26 protein-coding genes are annotated in these 25,014 nt (G+C 72.5%); 18 read left to right on the top strand and 8 right to left on the bottom strand.

Translation table 11 applies throughout. The features are described 5' to 3' along the window. Window positions 1-3 precede the first annotated feature (3 nt). From ACFVDM_RS16660 to ACFVDM_RS16695, 8 genes are all read left to right on the top strand, one after another. Window positions 4-1,179, top strand: coding sequence for a lactonase family protein (locus tag ACFVDM_RS16660; RefSeq protein WP_383639466.1), 1,176 nt, complete (start codon window positions 4-6; stop codon window positions 1,177-1,179). A gap of 56 nt (window positions 1,180-1,235) precedes the next feature. Beyond that, entirely contained in the window at window positions 1,236-1,487 is a 252-nt protein-coding gene (locus tag ACFVDM_RS16665) for a hypothetical protein (protein ID WP_383639469.1), read from the top strand. A 53-nt stretch (window positions 1,488-1,540) separates the two neighbouring features. Then, a complete protein-coding gene (locus ACFVDM_RS16670; protein WP_383640126.1) occupies window positions 1,541-1,861 on the top strand; it encodes a helix-turn-helix domain-containing protein in 321 nt (106 codons plus the stop codon). A gap of 177 nt (window positions 1,862-2,038) precedes the next feature. Further along, window positions 2,039-2,548: a 2-oxo-4-hydroxy-4-carboxy-5-ureidoimidazoline decarboxylase gene (gene uraD, locus ACFVDM_RS16675; RefSeq protein WP_383639472.1), complete on the top strand. Its 510-nt coding sequence runs from the start codon at window positions 2,039-2,041 to the stop codon at window positions 2,546-2,548. A gap of 18 nt (window positions 2,549-2,566) precedes the next feature. Then, window positions 2,567-2,959 (top strand): hydroxyisourate hydrolase, encoded by a 393-nt coding sequence (gene uraH / locus ACFVDM_RS16680; RefSeq protein WP_383639475.1) that lies wholly within the window; start codon window positions 2,567-2,569, stop codon window positions 2,957-2,959. A gap of 6 nt (window positions 2,960-2,965) precedes the next feature. Next, complete coding sequence (gene pucL / locus ACFVDM_RS16685; protein WP_383639478.1) at window positions 2,966-3,889, top strand: factor-independent urate hydroxylase; 924 nt, start codon at window positions 2,966-2,968, stop codon at window positions 3,887-3,889. A 167-nt stretch (window positions 3,890-4,056) separates the two neighbouring features. Next, a complete protein-coding gene (locus tag ACFVDM_RS16690; protein WP_383639481.1) occupies window positions 4,057-5,445 on the top strand; it encodes an 8-oxoguanine deaminase in 1,389 nt (462 codons plus the stop codon). Between the two features lie 265 nt (window positions 5,446-5,710). Then, the gene (locus tag ACFVDM_RS16695; protein ID WP_383639485.1) at window positions 5,711-7,144 is read left to right on the top strand and encodes a nucleobase:cation symporter-2 family protein; all 1,434 of its coding nucleotides are present in this window, start codon (window positions 5,711-5,713) and stop codon (window positions 7,142-7,144) included. Between the two features lie 7 nt (window positions 7,145-7,151). On the opposite strand, the gene ACFVDM_RS16700 is transcribed toward ACFVDM_RS16695, so the two are convergent. The 5 genes from ACFVDM_RS16700 to ACFVDM_RS16720 form a co-directional block, all read right to left on the bottom strand. Further along, a complete protein-coding gene (locus tag ACFVDM_RS16700) occupies window positions 7,152-9,407 on the bottom strand; it encodes a hypothetical protein (protein ID WP_383639488.1) in 2,256 nt (751 codons plus the stop codon). After that, a complete protein-coding gene (pstS, locus tag ACFVDM_RS16705) occupies window positions 9,404-11,110 on the bottom strand; it encodes a phosphate ABC transporter substrate-binding protein PstS (RefSeq protein ID WP_383639491.1) in 1,707 nt (568 codons plus the stop codon). Before pstS ends, ACFVDM_RS16700 begins: the two co-directional genes overlap by 4 nt. Continuing rightward, window positions 11,107-12,330 carry a phosphate ABC transporter permease PstA gene (gene pstA, locus ACFVDM_RS16710; RefSeq protein WP_383639494.1) on the bottom strand — a complete coding sequence of 408 codons (1,224 nt, stop codon included), beginning with the start codon at window positions 12,328-12,330 and terminating at the stop codon, window positions 11,107-11,109. The genes pstS and pstA overlap by 4 nt, the downstream gene beginning before the upstream one ends. 21 nt (window positions 12,331-12,351) lie before the next feature. After that, a complete protein-coding gene (gene pstC, locus ACFVDM_RS16715; protein ID WP_383639496.1) occupies window positions 12,352-13,353 on the bottom strand; it encodes a phosphate ABC transporter permease subunit PstC in 1,002 nt (333 codons plus the stop codon). A gap of 78 nt (window positions 13,354-13,431) precedes the next feature. After that, window positions 13,432-13,800: a hypothetical protein gene (locus ACFVDM_RS16720; RefSeq protein WP_383639499.1), complete on the bottom strand. Its 369-nt coding sequence runs from the start codon at window positions 13,798-13,800 to the stop codon at window positions 13,432-13,434. 226 nt (window positions 13,801-14,026) lie between these two features. Between ACFVDM_RS16720 and ACFVDM_RS16725 the strand changes: the two genes are divergently transcribed. Continuing rightward, window positions 14,027-14,290 carry a CopG family transcriptional regulator gene (locus tag ACFVDM_RS16725; protein WP_383639502.1) on the top strand — a complete coding sequence of 88 codons (264 nt, stop codon included), beginning with the start codon at window positions 14,027-14,029 and terminating at the stop codon, window positions 14,288-14,290. Beyond that, window positions 14,287-14,700: a DNA-binding protein gene (locus ACFVDM_RS16730; RefSeq protein ID WP_383639504.1), complete on the top strand. Its 414-nt coding sequence runs from the start codon at window positions 14,287-14,289 to the stop codon at window positions 14,698-14,700. Before ACFVDM_RS16725 ends, ACFVDM_RS16730 begins: the two co-directional genes overlap by 4 nt. 12 nt (window positions 14,701-14,712) lie before the next feature. Here ACFVDM_RS16730 and ACFVDM_RS16735 read toward each other — a convergent pair whose 3' ends face one another. After that, on the bottom strand, window positions 14,713-15,351 hold the full coding sequence (locus tag ACFVDM_RS16735; protein ID WP_383639507.1) for a PH domain-containing protein: 639 nt from the start codon (window positions 15,349-15,351) through the stop codon (window positions 14,713-14,715). 170 nt (window positions 15,352-15,521) lie between these two features. Here ACFVDM_RS16735 and deoC point away from each other — a divergent pair, with 170 nt between their 5' ends. The 3 genes from deoC to ACFVDM_RS16750 are packed head-to-tail and all read left to right on the top strand — an operon-like array spanning window position 15,522 to window position 18,810. After that, window positions 15,522-16,469, top strand: a complete 948-nt coding sequence (gene deoC / locus ACFVDM_RS16740; protein WP_383639510.1) for a deoxyribose-phosphate aldolase — start codon at window positions 15,522-15,524, stop codon at window positions 16,467-16,469. 6 nt (window positions 16,470-16,475) lie between these two features. Then, window positions 16,476-17,915: an aldehyde dehydrogenase family protein gene (locus ACFVDM_RS16745; RefSeq protein ID WP_383639512.1), complete on the top strand. Its 1,440-nt coding sequence runs from the start codon at window positions 16,476-16,478 to the stop codon at window positions 17,913-17,915. Further along, window positions 17,905-18,810 (top strand): aldehyde dehydrogenase family protein, encoded by a 906-nt coding sequence (locus ACFVDM_RS16750; RefSeq protein ID WP_383639515.1) that lies wholly within the window; start codon window positions 17,905-17,907, stop codon window positions 18,808-18,810. Before ACFVDM_RS16745 ends, ACFVDM_RS16750 begins: the two co-directional genes overlap by 11 nt. A gap of 141 nt (window positions 18,811-18,951) precedes the next feature. Here the strand turns inward: ACFVDM_RS16750 and ACFVDM_RS16755 are convergent, their stop codons facing one another. Beyond that, window positions 18,952-19,368, bottom strand: coding sequence for a hypothetical protein (locus tag ACFVDM_RS16755; protein WP_383639518.1), 417 nt, complete (start codon window positions 19,366-19,368; stop codon window positions 18,952-18,954). A gap of 80 nt (window positions 19,369-19,448) precedes the next feature. Between ACFVDM_RS16755 and ACFVDM_RS16760 the strand changes: the two genes are divergently transcribed. After that, window positions 19,449-20,192 (top strand): uridine kinase, encoded by a 744-nt coding sequence (locus ACFVDM_RS16760; RefSeq protein ID WP_383639521.1) that lies wholly within the window; start codon window positions 19,449-19,451, stop codon window positions 20,190-20,192. 263 nt (window positions 20,193-20,455) lie between these two features. On the opposite strand, the gene ACFVDM_RS16765 is transcribed toward ACFVDM_RS16760, so the two are convergent. Further along, window positions 20,456-21,199, bottom strand: a complete 744-nt coding sequence (locus ACFVDM_RS16765) for a SigE family RNA polymerase sigma factor (RefSeq protein WP_383639523.1) — start codon at window positions 21,197-21,199, stop codon at window positions 20,456-20,458. Between the two features lie 269 nt (window positions 21,200-21,468). On the opposite strand from ACFVDM_RS16765, the gene afsQ1 reads away from it, so the two are divergent. The 4 genes from afsQ1 to ACFVDM_RS16785 all read left to right on the top strand — a co-directional run bounded on the left by afsQ1 (window position 21,469) and on the right by ACFVDM_RS16785 (window position 24,982). Then, window positions 21,469-22,146, top strand: a complete 678-nt coding sequence (gene afsQ1, locus ACFVDM_RS16770; protein WP_026171255.1) for a two-component system response regulator AfsQ1 — start codon at window positions 21,469-21,471, stop codon at window positions 22,144-22,146. Beyond that, a complete protein-coding gene (locus ACFVDM_RS16775; RefSeq protein WP_383639526.1) occupies window positions 22,143-23,681 on the top strand; it encodes an ATP-binding protein in 1,539 nt (512 codons plus the stop codon). The genes afsQ1 and ACFVDM_RS16775 overlap by 4 nt, the downstream gene beginning before the upstream one ends. Then, window positions 23,678-24,295 (top strand): hypothetical protein, encoded by a 618-nt coding sequence (locus tag ACFVDM_RS16780; RefSeq protein ID WP_383639529.1) that lies wholly within the window; start codon window positions 23,678-23,680, stop codon window positions 24,293-24,295. Before ACFVDM_RS16775 ends, ACFVDM_RS16780 begins: the two co-directional genes overlap by 4 nt. Window positions 24,296-24,415: 120 nt before the next feature. Beyond that, window positions 24,416-24,982, top strand: a complete 567-nt coding sequence (locus tag ACFVDM_RS16785; RefSeq protein WP_383639532.1) for a VanZ family protein — start codon at window positions 24,416-24,418, stop codon at window positions 24,980-24,982. Window positions 24,983-25,014: the final 32 nt, after the last annotated feature.

Raw genomic sequence — 25,014 nt, forward strand, 5'->3', positions numbered from 1 at the left:
CGCATGACTTCCCCCACCAGCCGCCGCACCGTCCTCGGCGCGCTCCTGGCGGGCGGCGCGCTCGCCGCCGCCCCCGGCCTCCCGCGCGAGGAGCGCCGCCCCCGCCCGCCGAAGCCCCCGGTCCGCGCGGCCGGAACGCTCTTCCTCGGCACGTACACCACGACCAGCCCCGGTGGCACCGGCATCGGCGTGGCCTCCTACGACCCGGTGAGCGGGGCGATCACCGCCCGGACGACCGTCACCGGAGTCCCCGACCCCTCGTACCTCGCGCTCCACCCCGCGGGGCGCACCCTGTACGCCGTCGACGAGCGGAGCGACGGGGGCGTGACCGCTGTCGCGCTCGCCGGGGACGGGACCTTCCGGGTGCTCGGCACCCGCTCCACCGGCGGCGCCGGCCCCTGCCACCTCTCGGTCCACCCGGGCGGCCGCTGGCTGCTGAGCGCCAACTACACCTCCGGCAGCGTCGCCGTGCACCCCCTGGCCGACGACGGATCGATCGGCGAGCGCACCGACCTGGTCGCCCACACCGCGCCCGCCCCCGGACCCGGACAGGGCGGGCCGCACGCCCACCAGATCGTCACCGCCCCCGACGGCGGCCACGTCCTCGCCGTCGACCTGGGCAACGACACGGTGTACACCTACCGACTCGACGAGACGCGCGGCACCCTGGACCAGCTCTCGTACGCCGCCCTGCGCCCCGGCGCCGGACCGCGCCACCTCACCTTCCACCCCGGCGGCCGGTACGCGTACCTCGCCTGCGAACTCGACAACACCGTCGTCGTCTGCGGCTACGACCCCGCCACCGGCACCCTCACCCCCGGCACCCCGCAGTCCACCGGCACCGGGGCCGGCACCAGCTACCCCGCCCAGCTCCTGGTCACCGCCGACGGCCGCTTCGCCTACCTCGCCAACCGGGGGCACAACAGCCTCACCCGCTACGCCGTCGAGGGCGACGGGGCCGCGCTGCGCCTGCTGGACACCGTCCCGGTCGGCGGCGACTTCCCCCGGCACACCGCCCTCTCCCCGGACGGTGCCCTCCTCCTGGCCGCCAACCAGCGTTCCGGCACCGTCACCGTCTTCCGGGTCGACGCCGCCACCGGCGCCCTCACCCCGACGGGAGCGCCCTTCGCCTTCCCGGCCGCCGTCTGCGTGCTGCCGGTGGCGGGCCCCGGGCGCTAGGGTCGGTCCGGAGTTGCGGGCCGCCCCGGACGCGGCCCGAGGCAAGAGGAGAGACCGTGCGCCTGAGAGTGGAGTTCACCACCGAGCCCTTCGACCTCGACGAGGCACCGGCCCACGCGGTCGTGGCCCGCGAGGTCATCCAGTCCGCCGAGCTGGACGCCGTGGACGTCGGCCCCTTCGGCAACACGGCGGAGGGCGGCGCGGACGCGGTGCTCACCGCGGTGGACTCCCTGCTCCGCCGGACCCTGGCGTCCGGGGCCACCCGGGTCTCCCTCCAGGTCAACGTGATCGGGGAGGGCCCGCGGTGACCGGGGCCGCGGAGCACCCCCTGATCGGCGCGGTCAGACCGCTCGTCGACGCGATGGGCGCGGAGCTGCTCGGACCCGGCGAGGCCGAGGCCGACGACGTCGTCCTGGCCTGGGAGGGCGAGGCCGTCATAGCCGTCCGGCTCCCGCAGCTCTCCGAATCGCTGGACCACATCCTCGCCGCGATGGAGCGCCGGCACGGCAGACCGCTCGCCGAGCTGGACCGCCGTACCAAGCAGGAGGTCGTCCGCACCCTGGAGGCGCGCGGTGCCTTCTCCGTGCGGCACGGCGTGGAGACCGTGGCGGGCGCGCTCGGCGTCTCGCGGTTCACCGTCTACAACTACCTGAACAGGGAAAACGGCTCCAAGAGCGGCTAGTTGGAGCCGCCTTCCCGTGTTACGCGCACATGAACGCGCGGGCCGCCGTCCGGATCACCGGGCGGCGGCTTTTTACATGAACGGAATTTCAACAAAGTGTTGACGTGGTGTGGTGGAGGGCGTTAGCTATCCCGCAGCCCGACCAACGCACAGCGCACCACAGCCACGGAGGCTCCCGTGACTTCGAGCTCCACGCCGGGCCTGGCCCGGTTCAACACCCTGGCGGACGAGGCCGCGGCCACCGCACTGCACGAGGTCTGTGCCAGTACGGCCTGGGGACGTGCGATCCTCGCCCACCGCCCGTACGCCACCGCCGAAGCCCTGTTCTCCGCGAGCGACACCGCCACGGCGGCACTCGACGCGCGGGACCTGGCCGAGGCCATGGCCGGTCACCCCCCGATCGGCCGGCCGAAGCCCGGGGACCCGGTCTCCTCCCGCGAACAGCGGGGGATGGCCGGAGCCTCCGAGGAACTCAAGGCCGAGATGCTCGCCCTGAACCTGGCCTACCAGGAACGGTTCGGCCACGTCTTCCTGATCTGCGCCACCGGGGCCACCGGTGAGCAGATGCGCGACGCCGTGAAGTCCCGGATCGGGAACACGCCGGAGCGGGAGCGCGAGGTCGTCCGCACCGAACTGGGCAGGATCAACCGCGTCCGCCTCACGCGCCTCGTCGCCGAGGACACGTAACCGAAGGAGAGCAAGGCCTTGAGCACCTCGACCACCGCATCGGTGTCCACGCACATCCTGGACACCAGCATCGGCCGCCCGGCCGGGGCCGTCCCCGTCTCGCTCTCCGCCCGCGGCGGCGGCGACGCGCCGTGGGTGGCGCTCGGCGGGTCCACGACCGATGCGGACGGGCGCTGCAAGGACCTGCCGGCCCTGCCGGAAGGCACCACCCACGTACGGCTGGACTTCGAGACCGAGCCGTACTTCACCGCCAAGAAGCAAGCCGAGGCGCAGCAGGACGCCCCCCGCGTAAGGGACAGCGGTGCGTTCTTCCCGGAGGTGGCGATCACCTTCGCCGTCACTCCGGGCGAGCACTACCACGTACCGCTGCTGCTCAACCCGTTCGGCTACTCCGTATACCGAGGGAGCTAGCAGACCATGCCCACGATTCTCGGCCAGAACCAGTACGGCAAAGCAGAGAACCGCGTCGTCAGGATCGTGCGGGACGGCGACACCCACCACATCAAGGACCTCAACGTCTCCGTCGCCCTCTCCGGCGACATGGACGAGGTCCACTACTCGGGATCCAACGCCAACGTCCTGCCCACGGACACCACCAAGAACACGGTGTTCGCCTTCGCCAAGCAGCACGGCATCGACTCCGCCGAGCAGTTCGGCATCCATCTCGCCCGCCACTTCGTGACGTCCCAGGAGCCGATCAAGCGGGCCCGGATCCGCATCGAGCAGTACGCCTGGGACCGCATCGCCACCTCCGACGCCAACTCCCGCTTCATCGGCTCGGACGAGGTCAACCACTCCTTCGTCCGCCGCAACCAGGAGATCCGCACCAGCCAGATCACCTTCGACGGCGAGCACTGGCAGATCATCTCCGGGCTCAAGGAGCTGACCGTGCTCAACTCGACGAACTCCGAGTTCTGGGGGTACGTCAAGGACGAGTACACGACGCTCAAGGAGGCGTACGACCGCATCCTGGCCACCGACGTCTCGGCCCGCTGGCGCTACAACTGGACCAGCGACGAGCAGCGGATGCCCAACTGGGAGAAGTCCTACGAGCAGGCGCGCACGCACATGCTCCAGGCCTTCGCCGAGACGTACTCCCTCTCGCTCCAGCAGACCCTTTACCAGATGGGTTCGCGGATCATCAACAGCCGCAGCGAGATCGACGAGATCCGCTTCTCGCTGCCGAACAACCACCACTTCCTCGTCGACCTGGAGCCCTTCGGCCTCAAGAACGACAACGAGGTCTACTTCGCGGCCGACCGGCCGTACGGCCTGATCGAGGCCACCGTGCTCCGGGACGGCGTCGAGCCGCAGATCCCGGTCGACCTGACCAACCTCTGACCCGGCGGCGCGCCGGGTCCGTCCGCCCGGGGCGGACCGGCGCGCCTCCACCGGTCACACCCAGCCCCTCCACCCTCTCGGCACCCGCGGCCCGCCTCACCGCCGCGGCACTCAAATCCTCCTAGGGTCCTGCCGTGCCCGCACCCCCGACGAGAGAAGGACGCACCATGGCGGCAACCGGCCGAGTGGAACGCATCGTCATCGAGAACTGCTCGATCGCGACCGTCGACGCCGACGACACCGAGTACGCCTCGGGACACCTCGTCGTCGCGGACGGCCGCATCGAGTCCGTCGGCGCAGGCCGGGCCCCCGAGGGTCTGGAGAACGTCGTACGCCGGATCGACGGCACCGGGCATCTGCTCACCCCGGGCCTGATCAACACGCACCACCACTTCTACCAGTGGATCACCCGGGGCCTGGCCACCGACCACAACCTCTTCGAGTGGCTGGTCGCCCTCTACCCGACCTGGGCGCGCATCGACGAACCGATGGTCCGCGCCGCCGCCCAGGGCTCGCTCGCCATGATGGCGCGCGGCGGCGTCACCACCGCGATGGACCACCACTACGTCTACCCGCGCGGCTCGGGCGACCTGTCCGGCGCGATCATCGGCGCCGCCCGGGACATGGGCGTACGGTTCACCCTCGCCCGGGGCTCCATGGACCGCAGCGAGAAGGACGGCGGACTGCCGCCGGACTTCGCCGTCGAGACCCTGGAGGGAGCGCTCGCCGCCACCGAGGCGACCATCGACGCCCACCACGACGCCTCCTTCGACGCGATGACCCAGATCGCCGTCGCCCCCTGCTCCCCGTTCTCCGTCTCCACCGCACTCATGCGCGAGGGCGCCGAACTGGCCCGCAGGCGCGGGGTCCGGCTGCACACCCACGGCTCGGAGACCGTGGAGGAGGAGAAGTTCTGCCACGAGCTGTTCGGCATGGGACCGACCGACTACTTCGCGTCCACCGGCTGGCTCGGCGAGGACGTGTGGATGGCGCACTGCGTCCACATGAACGACGCCGACATCGCCGCGTTCGCCCGCACCGGCACCGGCGTCGCCCACTGCCCGTCCTCCAACGCCCGGCTCGCCGCCGGCATCGCCCGGGTCCCGGACATGCTCGCCGCCGGGGTCCCGGTCGGCCTCGGCGTCGACGGCACCGCCTCCAACGAGTCCGGCGAACTCCACACCGAGCTGCGCAACGCCCTCCTCGTCAACCGCCTCGGCCCGCACCGCGAACGCGCCCTGAACGCCCGTCAGGCGCTCCGGCTCGGCACGTACGGCGGGGCCAGGGTCCTGGGCCGTGCCGACCAGATCGGCTCCCTGGAACCCGGCAAGCTCGCCGACGTCGTGCTCTGGAGGATGGACACCCTCGCCCATGCCTCCATCGCCGACCCGGTGACCGCGCTCGTCTTCGGCGCCGCCGCGCCCGTCACCCTCTCGCTCGTCGGCGGCCGGCCCGTCGTCGAGTCGGGCCGGCTGGTCACCGCGGACGAGGACGCCATCGCCGTCGCCACCCGTGACGAGGCCCGGCGCCTCGCCGGGATCGCCGCCGGAGCCTGACCCGCCCCCCCGAACCGGCCGGCCGAGGGGGACGGCCCTCGTCCGGCCGCCGCGGACCCGAGCGGGGTCCGCGGCAACCGGTGCGGGAGGCATCCGCCCAGCGCGGACGCCTCCCGCACCGGCGACCGAAGCTGCCCGCACCAGCTGCACGACCTGCCCCACCTGCATCAACGCACCACACGGGGCCCGGTCCCCGGACCGGCCCCGGCACCACCTCCCTGACACCCACGTCACCGCAGACGTGTACCCGACCGGAGGAACCGCCGTGGCAGCCACGCCCAGGTTTCGCAACGACGCCAGTGCAGCACCCGGACCCGAAGCGGCCTCCGACCGGAAACATCCGGTCGACGAGACGCTCCCCCCACTGAAGATGGTGACCAGCGGCCTCCAGCACGTGGCCGCGATGTACGCGGGCGTGGTCGCCCCGCCCATGATCGTGGGGCCCGCCGTGGGCCTCACCCCCAAGGAGACCGCCTTCCTGATGGGGGCGAGCCTCTTCACCGCCGGCATCGCCACCCTGCTCCAGACGCTCGGCTTCTGGCGGATAGGCGCCCGGCTGCCGTTCGTCAACGGCGTCTCCTTCGCCGGGGTGACCCCGATGGTCGCCATAGGCAAGGACCGGGGGCACGACGGCATCGCCGTGATCTTCGGCGCGATCATCGTCGCCAGCCTCCTCGGCTTCGTCCTCGCCCCGTACTTCTGCAAGCTCGTCCGCTTCTTCCCACCGGTCGTCACCGGCACCGTCATCACCCTGATCGGTGTCTCCCTGCTGCCGGTCGCCTTCAACTGGTCCCAGGGCGGCAACGCCACCGCCGACGACTACGGCTCCACCACCAACATCACCATGGCCGCCGTCACCCTGGTGATCGTGCTGGCGCTGCGCAAACTGCTCCGGGGCTTCCTCCAACAGATCGCGATCCTGCTCGGCCTGGTCGCCGGCACCCTCGTCGCCATCCCCGTCGGCATCACCGACTTCGGTGCGATCGGCGACGCCGACGTGGTCGGCTTCCCCACCCCGTTCCACTTCGGCGCCCCGCAGTTCGAGATCGCCGCGATCGTCTCCATGTGCATCGTGATGCTGGTCTGCATGACCGAGTCGACCGCCGACATGCTGGCCCTCGGCCGGATCGTCGACCGCCCGGCCGACGAGCGGACGATCGAGGGCGGACTGCGCGCCGACACCCTGGGCAGCGCGCTCAGCCCGCTGTTCAACGGCTTCATGTGCAGCGCCTTCGCCCAGAACATCGGCCTGGTCGCCATGACGAAGGTACGCAGCCGTTTCGTCGTCGCGGCGGGCGGCGGCATCCTGATCCTGCTCGGCCTGTTCCCCGTCGCGGCGTCCGTCATCGCGCTGGTCCCGCTGCCCGTGCTCGGCGGCGCGGGCATCGTCCTGTTCGGCTCGGTCGCCGCGAGCGGTATCCAGACCCTGGCCACCGCCGCGCTGGAGAAGGGCGAGAACGCGCTGATCGTCGCCGCGGCCGTCGGCGTCGGCCTGATACCCATCGCCGCGCCGGACTTCTACCACGCCTTCCCGAAGGACCTGCTGGTCGTGCTCGACTCCGGGATCTCGACCGGATGCGTGGTGGCGATCGTCCTCAACCTGGCCTTCAACCACCTGGGCCGTGCGGCGGACCCAGGCCCGGCGGAGCCGGCCCCCGAGGGCGAAGCGCTCGACCGGGCGGTTGTGCCCGCACATTGACGGCCCCTCACCGTCCACCCGCCGTGGGGGGGGCGGGCGCCCCCCCCCCCCCGGGCCGGCGGGCGGCCCCGCCGCCGCCCGGACCGCCGCCGCCCGCTCCGCCGGACCCCCCGGACCCCCCGCCGGTGCCGGACCCGCCGGCATCCGGCGCTCCCCCGGCACCGGGCCCCGCCCCGGCTGCCGCGCCGCCGCGCTCCAGCCGGTCGGCGGCGGCCAGCGCGCGGGTGCGCAGCGCCTCGGGCAGCGGGGCGTAGCCGGGCGGCAGCAGTCCGGGCGCGAGGCCGGGGGTCTGGCCGGGGCCGGCCGCGTACCGGATGAGGCCGGCGTAGTCCTTGCGCTCGGCGGCCGGCGCGGTGGTGTAGGCCGCCGCGTGGACGACCGAGGCGAGCGGGTACGCCGCGCCCTTGGCGCCACCGGGGTTCGGGGCGAGTACGCCCGAGGTGTCGCGCATCGCGCCGACGCCCGCGAGGAGCGAGGCGGGCGTGGGGGCGACGAAGGTGCCGTCGGCGTTGCGCAGGGCGGCGGTCTGGAGTCCGTAGCGGGCCGCGGAGGCAGCGTCGACGAGGGCGAGGACCATGCGCTGGCCGGCCTGCGGAGGGGTGTTGACGAGTTTCGCGGGCGTCTGGGGCGAGTTGTCGGGGCCCGGGACCGCGGTGGTCGTGGCTCCGGCGTTGCCCCGGCGGGTGCGCAGCGCGCCCTCGTGCATGTCCTGGACGTAGGGGGCGATCTCGTCGCTGCCGTACGTCACGGACTGCGGGCCGACCGTCAGGGTGACGACGGTCGGGTCGGCCTTGGGGAAGTCGTCGACGCTCGTGTCGGTGTCCAGGTGGAGGTCCTTGAAGTACGGGTTCACCCGGGCGCCCCAGGGGTCGGGCGCACCGGCCAGGAATTCCCGCGCCTCGCGGTCGGACCGCAGCCACTGCCACAGCATCGCGCTGGTGTCGGAATTGTCCAGCTGGACCACGAGATTGGACGGGGCCAGCGAGTTCGGCCACGTCTCGAAGACGGGATTGAGCTTCCTGAATTCCTCGTCGTGGAACAGGCTGACGGGATTTCCCTTCAGATGTTCGGGAACTTCCCTGATTCTGTTCACCACGCCTTTCTGGTACGAGGAGGTGAGCATTTTGGCGATGAGGCGCGGGGTGAGGTTCATCGAGGCGAGCCGCCCGGAGCCCGGCATCTCGACGAAGAAGCCGACCACGAGGCCGCTGACCGCGACCGGCGCGTGCACCGCTCCGCCCTCGTCCGGCGGGGGCAGCGGCCCGACGGTGAAGCCGAGGTGCGGGGAGCCGGCGGTGGGCCGGGCGAGCGTGTCCCGCACGTGCTCCTCACCGCTCTGGGTGAACGCGTACGTGGCACCGCCGGAGGTGCCGCAGAGGACCGGCTGCCACGCGCTCATGGCCTCGGTGACGAGTTCGGATCCGATCACCCGGCGCTCGGCCCGGTCCGTCGGGCAGGTGGTGCCGACGGGCTGGAAGCTCAGCGGCACCACCAGGCGCTGGGCCCAGTTCGTCGCGGTCAGGGGCGAGGTCTCCAGGCGGTTGCCGCTGGGGCCGGGGCCTCCGTCCACCTCGTGCTCGCCGCGCGGGACGACGACGAGCCAGCAGGGGCGGGTGGTGGTCCCGCCGGCCTTCTTCGTCTCGTTGCCGCAGCCGAGCTGGGAGGCCTCCTGCCCCGACTGCATCTGGAAGGTGAACTCACCCGTGCCGTCGGCCTGGGTGACGGCGAAGGGCTCCTCGTTGGAGTCGAGCGTGGCGAAGTAGGTCCAGTCGCGCGAGGAGACGGTGGCGGGGCCCCCGTCCGCGGGCCGGAAGGGCACGTAGGACTCGCCGCCCGGCCCGTTGCCGACGTAGGTCTTCTCCTCGGGGTCGACCGCCCCCGCCCCGATCTGGCGCAGGCCGGTCCAGTTCCCGCCCAGCGACGGGGACATCCCGGCACCGAACTGGCACTGCTCGCGCGTGGGTCCGGACGGGTCGTCGCCCCAGCACTGCATGATCTGGAGGTAGTTGTACGCGAACCCGGTCGTGGTGCCCCTGCCGCCGGTCCAGGTGATCCGCACCCCCTGGCCGCGCAGCTGCTTCGTCTGGTGGACGGTGACCCGCAGCTTCGAGAAGTCGTCGTACGGGCCCTTGCGGCCGCTCACCGTCACCGCCGAACCGGAGTCGGCGCGGGCGGGGGCCGTGGTGGCCGGCAGCGGCAGCAGCGCGAGCACCAGGGCGGCGAGCAGGGCTCCGGTCCCCGCCATGAGGCGTCTGCGGTTCATCGCGGCCCTTCCTTGCGTCGGTTGCGCGCGGCGAGCGCACGCGCGGTGAGGGGCGGTCCGACGACCACGCCGACGAGCAGCACCGCGGAGAGCGCCATCAGCACACCGCGCAGCCCGGCCGAGTCGGCGGCGGCGAGGGTGACCGGATTGCCGACGACGGAGGCGTCGCCGCCCCCGGCACCGCCGGAGTCGTCGATCGGTTCGCCGGTGTCGGGGTCGACGGCGCCGGAGGCCGCTCCGCCCGCCGCCGCCGCGCCGCCGTCGGCCGGGGAGGCGCCGCCCGCGGAGCCGCCCGGGGCACCGCCCGTACCGCCCGTACCGCCCGGGGAGCCGGAACCGCCCCCCGTACCGCCGCCGTTGCCGCCGCCTCCCGAACCGCCGCCGGTCGCGGCGGGGACGACCCGGGTCTGCTGCTTGGCGCCCGCCGTGCCGTCGGCGCACTGCGTGGAGCCGCGTTTGTCACAGGCCTTGGGGTAGGGGGCGTTCCTGGCCAGGGTGTTGGAGCCGTCGGAGGAGAACGTGGGGTTGCGGCACTTCGAGAGGTCGACGCTCGACGCGGGGGCGCCGGGGATGCGGCTCACCTGGGTGAAGCCGGCCTGGACGAGGTTCTTGGGCAGCGGCGAGTAGCCGAGTTCCTCGGCCTGCTGCTGGCCCTCGCAGAGGAAGTAGTTGGCGAAGGTGCCGAGCGTCCTGCCCTTGGCGGTCGTGAAGGGGGCCTCCGCGTTCGTGGGCACGATCATGTAGCTGTAGGAGGAGAGCGGGTACGTGCGGCGGTCGCCGGAGCGGTAGACGCCGTCCAGGATCTGGGTCAGGTAGTTCTCGGAGTTCCGGTCCTCGTTGATCCGGGCCTTCAGCAGGGCGACGGCGACGCTGGAGGCGGTCGGTTCGACGTAGTAGCCCGAGGCGTTGAGCATCTTGGCGACCGGGAAGCCGGTCTTGATCGCGTACGAGTACTCGACGTAGGTGATCGCGCCCTCGGCGTGGCCCTGCTTGGTGTAGCCGGAGACGCCGAGCGAGCCGGACTTGGCGATGGTCGAGGAGCCGGGCACGACCGGGAAGTACGAGGTCATCCCGCAGGGTGTGGAGCGTCCGGCGCGCTTGCAGTACGCGTCCCACAGCCCGCCGTGCTCCTTGGCCAGCCAGGTGGTCAGCTGGGCGGTCGTGCCGGAGCCGTCGGAGCGCACGACGGGGATGATGCGGCGGGCGGGCAGCGCGAGCCCGGGGTTGTCGGCCTTGATCTCGGGGGCGTTCCACATGGTCAGCGTCCCGGTGAAGATCTTGGTGACGACCTCGCCGGAGAGCCGCAGGTTGGTGACCTTCTTCCCGCCGATCCTCAGGTTGTACATGAAGGCCGTTCCGCCGGCGACGATCGGCATGTACGCGTACCCCCGCTTCGGCGGGGCGTCGCGCATGCCGGCCTCGGTGAGCCCGTAGGGGATCTCGGAGACCGCGAAGTCCGCGGTGCCGTTCTTGAACTGCTCACGGCCCACCGAGGAGCCGACCGCCGCGTAGTTGACGGTCATGCCGCTGTTGGCGGACACATTGCGGCGCCACTGGTCGAGGGCGTTGGAGCTCCAGGTGGAGCCGCCGCCGCTGATCTTCGTGTATCCGGCCGCCCGCGCGGGCGGCTGGTGCAGGGCGAGCAGCGCGCACACCAGTGCCGCCACCGCCGTGGTCAGTCGGGAGACGGTTGCCGGTCTCACTGGTCACTCACTCCTGTGTCGGTGGGGCGCGGCCGCAAGGCGGTCGCGGGCTTCGGGGAGCGGGCCGCGAAGCGCTCGGCGTCCCGGCGTGAGGCCAGGACGCGGCGGTGCTCCTGGCGCCGGGTCAGCTGACCCGGTCCGCGCCCGCCGATGACGCGCGCGACGACGAACAGCACGAGCACCAGCGCCATCAGCACGGCCGCCGTGCCGAAACCGCGGGCGATCATGGTGGGTTCGGGTGATTTGACGAACTCGAAGGTGGCGAGCGGCAGCGAGACCTGCGGTCCGGAGAGCGGGTCGCCGTTGATCTCGGCGGTGAACCCGGCGGTGAGCAGCACGGGCGAGGTCTCGCCGATGCCGCGCGCGGTGCCGAGGATGACGGAGGTGGTCAGTCCGGAGCGGGCGGTGGGCAGCACCACGTGCCAGACGGTGCGCCAGCGGGAGGTGCCGAGCGCGTACGAGGCCTCCCGCAGGGTGCCCGGGACGAGCCGGATCACCACGTCCGCCGCCCGGATGATGATCGGCAGCATCATCACGGCGAGCGCGAGGGAGGCGGCGAGCCCGGACCGGTCGAAGCCGAGGGCCAGGATCACCGTCGCGTAGACGAACAGGCCCGCGACGACGGACGGCAGCGCGGTCATCGCCTCGACGACCGTGCGCACGAAGCGGGCGAAGCGGCCCGGGACCTCGTTGAGGAAGACCGCGCAGACCATGCCGCTCGGCACGGTGAGGGCCAGGGCGATGGTGATCTGCTCCAGCGTGCCGAGGATCGCGTGCAGGATGCCGCCGGCCGACAGCGGGTCCAGGGGCCCGGCCTTCGCCATGTCCTCGGTGAAGAAGTTGAGGTGCGGCAGTGCCTTGCGGCCCTCCCACAGCGTGAACACGATGACGAAGCCGAGCGCCACGACCATGACCAGGCCGAGGCTCTGCACGACGACGGCGGCCAGCCGGTCGCGTACGGCCGGGCCGTTCTCGTCCAGGGAGACGAGCAGTGCGTACAAGCCGAGGAAGAGCAGATAGGCGATGACGAGGAAGCCGACCGTGCCGCTGAACGGCAGCAGCCGGGTGAAGAGCAGCGCGGTCACGGAGAGCGCGGCGGCCGCGGCGCCCAGCAGGGCGTACACGTCGGTGGCGCGCAGCAGACGCGTGGAGCGGCGCCGCTCCCCCGCGGTCCGCGTCCGCTCCTCGGCGACGGCGGGCTTCTCGGGTGCGAGGGTCATATGGTCTCCAGCCCTGTTCACTTACTCGCTCGCCGCGCCGGAACGGCTGCGGGCGACGATCGACGACGCGGCGAAGTTGACGACGAGGGTCATCAGGAAGAGCGCGAGGCCCGCGGCCATCAGCGCCGACATGCCGAACTCGCTGGCCTCGCCGTAGCGCAGGGCGATCAGCGCGGCGACCGAGCTGGTGCCGCTCTGCAGCACGTGCCACTGGATCTCGAAGACCGGCGAGATGATCAGGTAGACGCCGATGGTCTCGCCGAGCGCCCGGCCGAGCCCGAGCATGGTGCCGCCGATCATGCCGCCCCTGCCGAACGGGAGGACGACGCTGCGGATCATGCCCCAGCGGGTGGCGCCCAGCGCGTACGCCCCCTCCCGCTCGCCGACCGGCGCCTGCGAGAACACCTCGCGCATCACCGAGCAGGCGATGGGCGCCACCATCAGCGCGACGACGACCCCGGCGACGAAGGTCGAGGAGGTGTACACGGTCTCGGGGGCGAGCGGATCGTCCGGGTCGGCGCCCCTCACCCGGAGGAAGGGGATCCAGTCGAGGTAGGTCGCCATCCAGCGGGCCGTGGGCAGGATCTTCCCCTCGAAGAAGAAGAGCCCCCACAGCCCGTAGACGACGGACGGCACGGCGGCCATCAGGTCGACGACGCTGATCAGGGTGCGGCGCAGCCGGGCGGGGGCGTACTCGGAGATGTACAGCGCCCCGCCGACCGCCAGCGGTACGGCGACGGCGACCGCCACCACCGCGATCAGCACGGTCCCGACGAGGACGGCGGCGATCCCGAAGCGTCCGGCGTCCGGCTCCCAGGTCTCGGTGGTCAGGAACGACCAGCCGGCCCGGGAGAGGGCCTGCCAGGCGCGGTACAGCAGGAACCCGCCGACCAGCAGCATCACCGCGAGGACCAGCCCGCCGCCGCCGCGCGCCACCCCGCGGAAGACGCGGTCGGGCAGCCCGGGATCCGCGTACAGCCGCCGGGGCGCCTCGGCCTCGGCCCCACTCGTATCTCTCGTCACGCGGCAGACGGTCGCGGGGTGCGGTGGCCGGGCCCGCACCGCTGTGTGAACGAGGTGTGCCCTACGGGCAACTTCCCCTCACGCCGCCCCCAGCTCCCCCAGGAGCAAGCGGAACCGCTCGTGGGCGGCCCGGCAGGTCGAGTGCCGTTCGTACGCCCGCGCCGACACCGCCACCGACCGCCCGGCCGCGTCCCGCAGCACCCAGACCCAGCCGTTGCCGCCGGGGGCGTGCTGCACCCCGCCGCTCAGCTCCGCGGCCCGTGCGCGCATCTCGCCGAAATCGGCCAGGCACTGCGCGTACGCCTCGTGCGTCCCGGCCGATACGGCGACCACGCGCCCGTTCTGCGCGACCAGCCGCCACTCGTATCCTCCGCCGGCCGCCACATCGACCCGGCACCGCGCCCCGCCCGCCTCGGCTCTCGCACCGCCCGCCGTCCCGCCCGCCATCACGCCCCACCCCCCGCCGCCCGGTCGGATGCCGGTGCGGCAGGCGCAATGTAAGGAGACGGAGGTGACCGGTACACCGAAAAACCGCCGAACCGGTCGGCTTTCACCGGCTGGTTGCCCCCCGGCCGCCCGGCATACACGCGGATACGGGATTCCGGCGGCTGCACGACTACCGCGCACGGAAAGGGACACCAGGGCAAGGAGGACAGCGGGTAGGATAAAGAGCATGAGTGACCCCACCGGCAAGTACTCCATCACCATGCCCCGCGACATCGCCGAGGCAGCCCGCGCGCGCAGCGGGCATTCAGGGCTGTCCGCCTATGTGGCCGCCGCCGTCAGCCGCCAGATCGAGCGCGACAACCTCAACGAACTCATCCAGGTCGCCGAGGCCGAGCACGGCCCCGTCACGGACGGTGAGATCCAGGCCCTGCGCGATCAGCTGCACGAGGCCCGCCGCCGCCCGACGGAGAAGGACGCCACCGCCGCATGACCCGGCCCAGCGCCACCCCGGGCGGCACGCTCGTCCTCGACAGCGAGGGACTGGCCCGGGCCGTTCTGCGCGACCGGACCGTCACGGGCTGGCTGGCGCTGGCCCGTGCGGACGACCTGCGCGTCATCACGTCCGCAGCCACGCTCGTCGAAGTGATCCATCCACGCATCAACCGGCCGGCCCTGGAATGGACCCTGTCCCGCCTCGTGGTGGAAGCCGTCGACGACTCCCTCGCCCGGCAGGCCGCCGCGCTCCTGGCCGACGCCGGACTGCACGGTCACAAGTACGCCATCGACGCCATGGTCGCCGCCACGGCCCTCTCGGCCCCCGGCCCCGTCACCGTCCTGACCTCGGACCCGGAGGACCTCGCCGTCCTCTGCGGACCACGCGTCACGGTCATCAAGATCTGACGGCCGCCGCCCTCAGCCGAACGCCCCCAGCACCACGAGCAGCACCGCGCCGACGACGGCCGGGGCGATGATCTCGTAGGCCCAGCGGATCGAGCGGGCGGTGCCGCCGGGAACGGGTTCGCCGCCGGCGCGCTCGGCCAGCTCGCGCAGGTCGACGACCGTCTGGTCGGCGGGGGCGACGCGGGCCTTGGAGTCGCGGACGTCGGCGGTGACGGAGGTGCGGCGGTGCGGGTCGTCCATGGCGGCGCGCGACTGGTTGCGGGCGGCCTTCTTGCGCTGGCGCAGCGAGACCGGGACCGCCCAGAGCTGGAACTTCTGGCCGTCGGCGGTGAACAGCTCGCTGGAGTACCCGGCGCGCACGTCGGCGACCTCGGTCCACGGCAGGACGATCGTGCGGAACGGGTTGCGGATGCGGATGCGCTCGTCGTTGACCGCCACGACGGGCCGCAGGGTGAAGGCGATCACCAGCGGCACCGAGGTCAGCAGTCCGGCCAGGGCCAGCCACGGCACGCGGCCGTGCCCCCGGAACGCGGCGTCCCCGCCGATCCAGCAGATGAGCAGGAGCATCAGGGCGCCCCCGACCAGCCCGGCGGGCGACCGGAAGGTCCGGTCGGCGTAGGTGGGCTCGGAGGGCGGCGTGGGGCTCGTCATGGGCCCGATTCTGCCTGACGGCCGCGGCGCGTGCCGGGGCGGCCGTCCGGACACGCGGACGTGCCCGGCGGGGTGGGCGGCGGCCCGCGCGGCGGGGACGCCGGGAACCGTGGCCGGACCCCACCCCCTGTACAGGCCGCTACGCGCGTAGATATGCTCATGTGGTGACCATGCCCACCACTGCACCCGCATTCGCCGAAGCGACGGCGTCCGACAGTGCGCTGCGCCGCTTCCTGCACGGGCTGCCCGGCGTCGACGCCGTCGGCCTGGAAGCCCGCGCCGCCGCGCTCGGAACCCGCTCGGTCAAGACGACGGCCAAGGCGTACGCCATCGACCTGGCCATCTCGATGATCGACCTGACGACGCTGGAAGGCGCGGACACCCCGGGCAAGGTCCGGGCGCTGGCCGCCAAGGCCCTCCACCCCGACCCCACCGACCGCACGGCGCCGCGCACCGCCGCCGTCTGCGTCTACCCCGACATGGCGGCCACCGCCGCGGCCGCGCTGGCCGGCTCCGGTGTGAAGGTGGCCTCCGTGGCGACGGCCTTCCCGGCGGGGCGCGCCGCGCTGGACGTGAAGCTCGCGGACGTCCGCGACGCCGTCGCGGCCGGTGCCGACGAGATCGACATGGTGATCGACCGGGGCGCCTTCCTCTCCGGCCGCTATCTGAAGGTGTACGAGGAGATCCTCGCCGTGAAGGCGGAGTGCGGGGCCGCCCGCCTCAAGGTGATCTTCGAGACCGGCGAGCTGTCCACGTACGACAACATCCGGCGGGCCTCCTGGCTCGGGATGCTGGCGGGCGCGGACTTCATCAAGACCTCGACGGGCAAGGTCGCCACCAACGCCACGCCCGCGAACACCCTGCTGATGCTGGAGGCGGTGCGCGACTTCCGTGCGCAGACCGGCGTCCAGATCGGCGTGAAGCCGGCCGGCGGCATCCGCACCTCCAAGGACGCGATCAAGTTCCTGGTGCTGGTCAACGAGACGGCGGGCGAGGACTGGCTGGACAACCACTGGTTCCGCTTCGGCGCCTCCAGCCTGCTGAACGATCTGCTGATGCAGCGCCAGAAGCTCAGCACCGGCCGTTACTCCGGCCCCGATTACGTGACGGTGGACTGATACCCCATGGCATCCGCATTCGAGTACGCACCGGCACCGGAGTCCCGCTCCGTCGTCGACATCGCCCCCTCGTACGGCCTGTTCATCGACGGTGAGTTCACCGACGCGGCCGACGGCAGGGTCTTCAAGACGGTCAGCCCGTCCTCCGAGGAGGTGCTGTCCGAGGTCGCCCGCGCGGGAGCCGAGGACGTGGACCGCGCCGTGAAGGCGGCCCGCAGGGCGTTCGAGAAGTGGTCGGCGCTGCCCGGCTCCGAGCGCGCCAAGTACCTGTTCCGGATCGCCCGGATCATCCAGGAGCGCTCCCGCGAACTGGCCGTCCTGGAGACCCTGGACAACGGCAAGCCGATCAAGGAGACCCGCGACGCGGACCTCCCGCTGGTCGCCGCGCACTTCTTCTACTACGCGGGCTGGGCCGACAAGCTGGACCACGCGGGCTACGGCCCGGACCCGCGTCCGCTGGGCGTGGCCGGGCAGGTCATCCCGTGGAACTTCCCGCTGCTGATGCTCGCGTGGAAGATCGCCCCGGCGCTCGCCACGGGCAACACGGTGGTCCTCAAGCCCGCCGAGACGACCCCGCTCTCCGCCCTGTTCTTCGCGGACATCTGCCGGCAGGCCGGGCTGCCCAAGGGCGTCGTCAACATCCTCACCGGCTACGGCGACGCGGGCCAGGCGCTCGTGGAGCACGGGGACGTCAACAAGGTCGCCTTCACCGGCTCGACCGCCGTCGGCAAGGCCATCGCCCGCCAGGTCGCGGGGACCGACAAGAAGGTCACCCTGGAGCTGGGCGGCAAGGGCGCCAACATCGTCTTCGACGACGCCCCGCTCGACCAGGCCGTCGAGGGCATCGTCACCGGCATCTTCTTCAACCAGGGCCAGGTCTGCTGCGCGGGTTCGCGCCTCCTGGTCCAGGAGTCGATCGAGGAGGAGCTGCTGGACGCCCTGAAGCGCCGGCTCTCCACGCTGCGCCTCGGCGACCCGCTGGACAAGAACACCGACATCGGCGCGATCAACTCCGCGGAGCAGCTCGCCCGGATCACCGCGCTCGCCGAGACCGGCGAGGCCGAGGGCGCGGACCGCTGGTCGGTTCCCTGCGAACTACCTTCGGCGGGCTACTGGTTCGCCCCGACGCTGTTCACCAACGTCACCCAGGCGCACACCGTCGCCCGCGACGAGATCTTCGGCCCGGTGCTCTCCGTGCTGTCGTTCCGCACCCCGGACGAGGCGGTCGCCAAGGCCAACAACAGCCAGTACGGCCTGTCGGCCGGCATCTGGACGGAGAAGGGCTCCCGCATCCTCGCGGTGGCCAACAAGCTCCGGGCGGGCGTCGTCTGGGCCAACACGTTCAACAAGTTCGACCCGACCTCGCCGTTCGGCGGCTACAAGGAGTCGGGCTTCGGCCGCGAAGGCGGCCGCCACGGCCTGGAGGCGTACCTCGATGTCCGATGACCGACTGAGCGTCTTCAAGACCTACAAGCTGTACGTCGGGGGCAAGTTCCCCCGCTCCGAGAGCGGCCGGGTGTACGAGGTGACGGACTCCAAGGGCAGGTGGCTGGCGAACGCCCCGCAGTCCTCCCGCAAGGACGCGCGCGACGCGGTCGTGGCCGCCCGCAAGGCGTTCGGCGGCTGGTCGGGCGCGACCGCGTACAACCGCGGCCAGGTCCTCTACCGCGTCGCGGAGATGCTGGAGGGCCGCCGGGACCAGTTCGTCCGCGAGGTGACGGAGGCCGAGGGCCTGTCGAAGTCCAAGGCGGCGGCCGTGGTGGACGCGGCCGTCGACCGGTGGGTCTGGTACGCGGGCTGGACCGACAAGATCGCCCAGGTCGTGGGCGGGGCGAACCCGGTCGCGGGCCCGTTCTTCAACCTCTCGACGCCCGAACCGACCGGTGTCGTGGCGGTCCTGGCCCCGCAAAAGTCCTCGTTCCTGGGCCTGGTCTCGGTGCTGGCCCCGGTGATCGCCACCGGCAACACGGCGGTCGTCGTCGCCTCGGAGCACGCCCCGCTCCCCGCGCTGTCCCTGGCCGAGGTGCTGGCCACCTCGGACGTCCCGGGCGGCGTCGTCAACATCCTGTCCGGCCGCACGGCGGAGATCGCCACGCCCCTGGCCTCGCACCAGGACGTCAACGGCATCGACCTCACCGGGGCCGGCGCGGAGCTGGCCAGGGAGCTGGAGATCGCGGCGGCGGACAACCTCAAGCGCGTCCGGCGTCCACAGGCTGTGGACGCCGACGCGGAGCCCGACTGGTCCGGGGACCCCGGCACGCACCGCCTGACCGCGTTCCTGGAGACCAAGACCGTCTGGCACCCCACGGGCGCGCTGGGCGTCTCGGGCTCCTCGTACTGACAGGCCCCGACTCGCAGGCGACTCCTGGCGACTCGTACGAGGACCTGTCGGCTCGTACGCGGGCGTGCGCGCGAAGGGCGCGGGCCGGGCCCCGGATCTCCCGGGTGCCCGGCCCGCGCCCTCGCGTGCGTCGGCCCTGCGTCAGCCGTGCAGCAGCCCGGTGACCTGGCCGACGACCGGCAGGTCCTTGAGCGCGCCGCCGCTGGTGAGCGGGTCGGTGACCAGGGCCGTGGAGACCGGCTTGAAGTCGGCGACCTGGGTGCCGACCCCGTTGTCCAGCGGGTCCACGCCGGTGCCGGCCAGCGGGTCGAGCCGGAGGTGGGTCACCGGGGCGAGGCCGTTGCCCACCGCGCTGCCGAGGGCACCGGTGACCGCGCCGCCGGCCGCCTCGGTGGCGTCGCCGATGCTGGTGTCGGTGCCCGTCGCCTGGACGAGGGGCAGCGGCGCCGCCTGGGCCGCCGCACCCCCCGCGCCGAGCGCGGCGCCGACCGCGGTGACGGTCAGGCCCGCGCGCAGCAGCGTGCGGCGCCGGGAGGTGAATCGTGCGTGACGTGCCATGGGGTTCCCGCCTGGTCGGGTCGATCGAACCGTCGATCGAATCGGGTAATCGACTGAATGCGTAGCGTAGTTGAGGTGTGATGCTGGATACCAACAAGACCTCCGGGGGATCCCCTGTGCGGGTCAATGCCTCACACTCGTGTTCTGTGAGTTCCCAAGCGATTTCGAGCCGTGTCGTCCTGCTGGCGGGCCCCTCCGGTTCCGGCAAGTCCTCCCTCGCCGCGCGCACCGGCCTTCCGGTGCTGCGGCTGGACGACTTCTACAAGGAGGCGGGCGACCCCACGCTGCCCCTGGTCACCGGCTCCCAGGACATCGACTGGGACTCCCCCGACTCCTGGGACGCGGACGCCGCCGTCGCCGCGATCGAGGAGCTGTGCCGCACCGGGCACACGGACGTCCCGGTGTACGACATCGCCACCAGTTCGCGCACCGGCCACGAGGGCTTCCACATCGAGCGCACCCCGCTCTTCGTCGCCGAGGGGATCTTCGCCGCGGACATCGTCGGGCGGTGCCAGTCGCTGGGCCTCCTCGCCGACGCGCTGTGCCTGCGCGGCCGTCCCTCGACGACGTTCCGCCGCCGGCTCCTGCGCGATCTGCGCGAGGGCCGCAAGTCGGTGCCGTTCCTGCTGCGGCGGGGCTGGCGGCTGATGCGCAGCGAGCGCCGGATCGTGGCGCGCCAGACCGGGCTGGGCGCGTACCCCTGCGGCAAGGACGAGGCCCTGGGCCGCCTGGCCGCCGCGGCGGCGGGCCGCTGCCGGACCCCCGCGACGGCGAGCGCGGCCGTGCCCGCGACCGCGGAGCCGTCCGGCCCCGACGCCGGCTGAGGGCCGTTCCGTCAGCCCCGGCGGGACAGCCCGCGGTGCACGGGGGTACGCCCCCGGCCCCCGGACACGCCAAAGGGTCGGACAAGACCCCCCGGCCCGTCCGACCCTTCGGCTTTCCCCGTGGTCCCCCGTGCACCGCCGCTTCCCCCGAAGCGGCGATCACGTTCCCCCGTGGTCCCCCCTTTTTCCCCCGATACCCCCGTATCCCCGTGCCCCGCGGGCCCCCGGACTCCCCCGAGCCCTTCCCGCGGGTTCCCCCTGCCTCAGGCCACCAGCTCGCCGAAGGACTCCTCCTCGTCACGGCCGAAGCTGAGGACCTCGTCCTCGCGCAGCCGGCGCAGGGAGCGCCAGATGCTCGACTTCACCGTGCCGACACTGATGTCGAGGATGGACGCGATCTCCGGGTCCGTACGGCCTTCGTAGTACCGCAGGACGAGCATCGTGCGCTGCAGCTCGGGGAGGCGCGCCAGCGCCTGCCAGAGCACGGCGCGCAGCTCCGTACCGCGCATCGCGTCCGTGTCGCCCGCCGTCTCCGGCAGCTCCTCGGTCGGGTACTCGTTCAGCTTGCGCCTGCGCCAGGCGCTGATGTGCAGATTGGTCATGGTGCGGCGCAGATAGCCGCCGACCGCCGCCTTGTCGCTGATCCGGTCCCAGGCCCGGTACGTCGAGAACAGCGCGCTCTGCAGCAGGTCCTCGGCCTCGAACCGGTCACCGGTCAGGTGGTAGGCGGTGGCGTACAGGGAGGCACGGCGCTCCCGGACGTAGGCCGTGAACGCCGCTTCGGCGTCCTCGGTCCGCGCCGGGACCTTCCGCTCCCCCGAGCCCTCCCCGTACGCGCTTCCCCCGTCGCCGGCGTCGACCACCGTCATGAACGCCGGGTGCGGACGCCTCGCGGCGCGCTCGCACCCCCGCCCGTTCAGTGCCGGGCCGGACTTCTCGGTGCTCCGCCCGACGTCGTGGAGACGCGTGACGACTGCGCTTGCGGTGATGCTGTGAGTTGCGTTCATCTCGCGCCCCCCATCGGTGGAGTCCGTCCGTTCCTTGTGCCACCGAGCTTGCCGGGGCGATTTCATGGCGCTGTCCGCCGACTGTCACAGACCTGTCACAGGCCCCTGCGCGAAGGTGATCAAGAAGCACGGAAGGTGCACGAAGGGTGCGCGGACGGTGCGCGGAGCGTACGCATGAGGGGTGTGGGACGCGTGGGAACGGGGTGCGGGACGCAAGAGAGGGGACCAACTGTCGAACTGGGGCACCCCCATGGGTCAGAATGACCAGCGTGCCTTTCCTGTTGCTGATCGAGGACGACGACGCCATCCGCACGGCCCTCGAACTCTCGCTGTCACGCCAGGGCCACCGTGTGGCCACCGCGGCGACGGGAGAGGACGGCCTGAACCTGCTCCGTGAGCAGCGGCCCGACCTGGTCGTGCTGGATGTGATGCTGCCCGGGATCGACGGTTTCGAGGTGTGCCGGCGCATCCGGCGCACCGACCAGCTGCCGATCATCCTGCTGACCGCGCGGAGCGACGACATCGACGTCGTGGTCGGTCTGGAGTCGGGGGCCGACGACTACGTGGTGAAACCCGTGCAGGGCCGGGTGCTCGACGCCCGGATCCGCGCGGTGCTGCGCCGCGGCGAGCGGGAGTCGACCGATTCGGCGACCTTCGGCAACGTGGTGATCGACCGGTCCGCGATGACCGTCACCAAGAACGGCGAGGACCTGCAGCTCACGCCGACCGAGCTGCGGCTGCTGCTGGAGCTGAGCCGCCGGCCCGGTCAGGCGCTGTCCCGGCAGCAACTGCTGCGGCTGGTCTGGGAGCACGACTACCTCGGCGACTCCCGGCTGGTGGACGCCTGTGTGCAGCGGCTGCGCGCCAAGGTGGAGGACGTACCGTCCTCGCCGACCCTGATCCGTACGGTACGGGGCGTCGGATACCGGCTGGACTCGCCGCAGTGAGTACCGCGGTGAAGCGGGGCCTGCTCAGCGGGCTCCGCTGGACCAGCCTGCGGCTGCGGCTGGTCATCGTCTTCGCGCTGGTCGCGCTCACCGCCGCGGTGTCGGCCTCCGCGATCGCGTACTGGCTGAACCGCGAGGCGGTGCTGACGCGTACGCAGGACGCGGCGCTCGGCGACTTCCGTCAGGAGATGCAGACCCGGGCGGCCTCGCTGCCGCTGAAGCCGTCGCGGGACGACCTCCAGACGGCCGCCGTGCAGATGGCGAGCAGCAGCCCCGGCTACAGCGTCCTGCTGATAGACGAGCGCGATCCGGGCAAGCCCATCGTCGGCAACTCCGACCTGGACACCTTCACGCGCGACAACGTGCCGGAGTCGCTGCAGGAACAGGTGGACCGCAAGCAGCCGGTGAAGGCGGGCAACAAGTACCAGTACCACCTGTTCTGGCAGCGGACCTCGATCCGCGGTACGCCGTACCTGGTCGCCGGCACGAAGATCATCGGCGGCGGCCCGACCGGCTACATGCTCAAATCGCTGGACCAGGAACGGCAGGACCTCAACTCGCTGGCCTGGTCGCTGGGGATCGCCACGGCGCTGGCCCTGGTGGGCTCCGCGCTGCTCGCGCAGGCGGCGGCGACGACGGTGCTGCGGCCCGTGCAGCGGCTCGGCGAGGCCGCGCGCAAGCTCGGCGAGGGCAAGCTGGACACCCGTCTCGTGGTCTCGGGCACGGACGAACTGGCCGAGCTCTCCAGGACGTTCAACCGCACGGCCGGCTCCCTGGAGAAGAAGGTCGCGGACATGAGCGCGCGGGAGGAGTCCAGCCGCCGTTTCGTCGCCGACATGTCGCACGAGCTGCGCACCCCGCTGACCGCGCTCACCGCGGTCACCGAGGTGCTGGAGGACGAGGCGGACAGCCTCGACCCGATGATCGCGCCCGCCGTGAACCTGGTGGTCAGCGAGACCCGGCGGCTGAACGACCTGGTGGAGAACCTGATGGAGGTGACCCGTTTCGACGCGGGCACCGCCCGGCTGGTGCTCGACACGGTCGACGTGGCCGACCAGGTGACCGCGTGCATCGACGCCCGTGCCTGGCTGGACGCGGTGGACCTGGACGCCGAGCGCGGCATGATGGTCCGCCTCGATCCGCGCCGGCTCGACGTGATCCTGGCCAATCTGATCGGCAACGCGCTGAAGCACGGCGGTTCGCCGGTACGGGTCGCGGTGCGCACCGAGGGCGACGACCTCGTCATCGAGGTCCGCGACCACGGTCCGGGCATCCCCGAGGACGTCCTGCCGCACGTCTTCGACCGTTTCTACAAGGCCAGCGCCTCCCGGCCGCGTTCGGACGGCAGCGGTCTCGGCCTCTCCATCGCCATGGAGAACGCGCACATCCACGGCGGCGACATCACCGCGGCGAACTCCCCGGACGGCGACGGCGCGGTGTTCGTCCTGCGGCTGCCGCGCGACGCCGAGGCGCTGAACCGCACCGGCGAGGAGCACGGGACGCGGCTCCCGGACCAGGAGGACGACGCCTCGTGACGCCCAGCAACCGCCGGGGCGCCCGCCCCGCCGCCGCCCTCGCCACCACCGTGCTCTGCGCGGCCCTGGCGGCGGGCTGCGGGATCCGCACCACCTCGGTCCCGGTCGACGCCGGACCGGCCCCGTCCCGGGTGCCGTGCGCGATGCCCGCGGAGGACATATCCGCCCAGGCCCAGCAGGGCATCCCGGTCCAGGTCTATCTGGTCTGCGCGGGCGAACTGGTCGCGGTGGACCGCACCGTACGGGTCCAGGAGTCCACCTCGGACCGGCTCAGGATCGCCCGCGCCCTGCTGGACGAGGTGCGGCGGGAACCGCCGGAGACCGAGCGGCTGGCGGGCTTCTCCACCCGGGTCCCGGCGGCGCTGCGGGTCTCGGGCCCCGGACGGGGCGACACCCCGGACACCCTCCGGCTGAGCGAACAGCCCGAGGACCTCGTGCCGGAGGCGCTGGCCCAGCTCGTCTGCACCTTCGCGGACAGCGATGCGCTGTCCCCCGAGAACACGGTGACGCTCGGCGGCCCGGGGACGTACCCGCCGCGCGGCTACCTCTGCACCGCGGAGACGAAGGCCAGCCCCGAGGCCGTGCCGACGCTGGACTCGACACCCCGGCCGTGACCGCCGCCGGGGCGGCCCGGTGCACGCCCCACGCGGGCCGGGCCGCCGCTTCCGCCGGGTGAGCCAGGTCTCCCCGGGGCGAGCGGAACCGATCCTGCCGCCCGCGGCGTCTTGGGGATCGTGCGTCAAGGTTCGGACGGCCAAGCCGTCATCCGCTTCCGCGCGGCCGGGGTCTCGCTCCTCCTCGCGTATCTGCTGCTCGTCGGCTGGCTGACCCTGCGCCCGCTGGACGTGCCGTGGATGACCGCATCCAATCTCCAGCCCTTCGCCGGTATCAAGGCCGATCTCTCGCTCGGCCCCGCGGCGGCGGCCCGCCGCATCGGCAAGGAACTCCTGCTGCTGGCCCCGCTGGGCGTGCTGCTGCCGCTGGCCGGGGGCCGGCTCACCGTCCCGGCGTGGTCCTCGCTGGCCCGTACGGTCGCGGCCGGCGCGCTGATCTCACTGGCGATCGAGCTGGGCCAGACCGGGGTGCCGGGCCAGGTCGTCGACGTGGACTCGCTGCTCCTGAACACCGTGGGCGTCGGGCTCGCCCATGTCCTCGTCGTCCCGGCCTGGCGGGCCCGGCTGCGGCGCCGCACGGCGCGGCGGATCCGTCCGCTGCCCCGGATCGACCCCGAGCAGCCCCGGGAGTCCCGGGGCCCTCAGGGGTCCACCCCGACGATTTCCAGGGTCGGCATCGCCCCGTAGAGCGACGCCCCGAGGCAGGGGCGCGGGCCATC

The organism is Streptomyces sp. NPDC057682, assembly GCF_042799575.1.
Taxonomy (GTDB): Bacteria; Actinomycetota; Actinomycetes; order Streptomycetales; family Streptomycetaceae; genus Streptomyces.

Excerpts from the sequence above, each read along its gene's own strand:
- ACFVDM_RS16660 (WP_383639466.1), top strand. The coding sequence starts at position 4 with ATGACTTCCCCCACCAGCCGCCGCACCGTCCTCGGCGCGCTCCTGGCG.
- ACFVDM_RS16670 (WP_383640126.1), top strand. The coding sequence starts at position 1,541 with ATGGGCGCGGAGCTGCTCGGACCCGGCGAGGCCGAGGCCGACGACGTC.
- pucL (WP_383639478.1), top strand. The coding sequence starts at position 2,966 with ATGCCCACGATTCTCGGCCAGAACCAGTACGGCAAAGCAGAGAACCGC.
- ACFVDM_RS16690 (WP_383639481.1), top strand. The coding sequence starts at position 4,057 with ATGGCGGCAACCGGCCGAGTGGAACGCATCGTCATCGAGAACTGCTCG.
- ACFVDM_RS16700 (WP_383639488.1), bottom strand. The coding sequence starts at position 9,407 with ATGAACCGCAGACGCCTCATGGCGGGGACCGGAGCCCTGCTCGCCGCC.
- pstA (WP_383639494.1), bottom strand. The coding sequence starts at position 12,330 with ATGACCCTCGCACCCGAGAAGCCCGCCGTCGCCGAGGAGCGGACGCGG.
- ACFVDM_RS16720 (WP_383639499.1), bottom strand. The coding sequence starts at position 13,800 with ATGGCGGGCGGGACGGCGGGCGGTGCGAGAGCCGAGGCGGGCGGGGCG.
- ACFVDM_RS16725 (WP_383639502.1), top strand. The coding sequence starts at position 14,027 with ATGAGTGACCCCACCGGCAAGTACTCCATCACCATGCCCCGCGACATC.
- ACFVDM_RS16730 (WP_383639504.1), top strand. The coding sequence starts at position 14,287 with ATGACCCGGCCCAGCGCCACCCCGGGCGGCACGCTCGTCCTCGACAGC.
- ACFVDM_RS16735 (WP_383639507.1), bottom strand. The coding sequence starts at position 15,351 with ATGACGAGCCCCACGCCGCCCTCCGAGCCCACCTACGCCGACCGGACC.
- deoC (WP_383639510.1), top strand. The coding sequence starts at position 15,522 with ATGCCCACCACTGCACCCGCATTCGCCGAAGCGACGGCGTCCGACAGT.
- ACFVDM_RS16745 (WP_383639512.1), top strand. The coding sequence starts at position 16,476 with ATGGCATCCGCATTCGAGTACGCACCGGCACCGGAGTCCCGCTCCGTC.
- ACFVDM_RS16750 (WP_383639515.1), top strand. The coding sequence starts at position 17,905 with ATGTCCGATGACCGACTGAGCGTCTTCAAGACCTACAAGCTGTACGTC.
- ACFVDM_RS16755 (WP_383639518.1), bottom strand. The coding sequence starts at position 19,368 with ATGGCACGTCACGCACGATTCACCTCCCGGCGCCGCACGCTGCTGCGC.
- ACFVDM_RS16760 (WP_383639521.1), top strand. The coding sequence starts at position 19,449 with ATGCTGGATACCAACAAGACCTCCGGGGGATCCCCTGTGCGGGTCAAT.
- ACFVDM_RS16765 (WP_383639523.1), bottom strand. The coding sequence starts at position 21,199 with ATGAACGCAACTCACAGCATCACCGCAAGCGCAGTCGTCACGCGTCTC.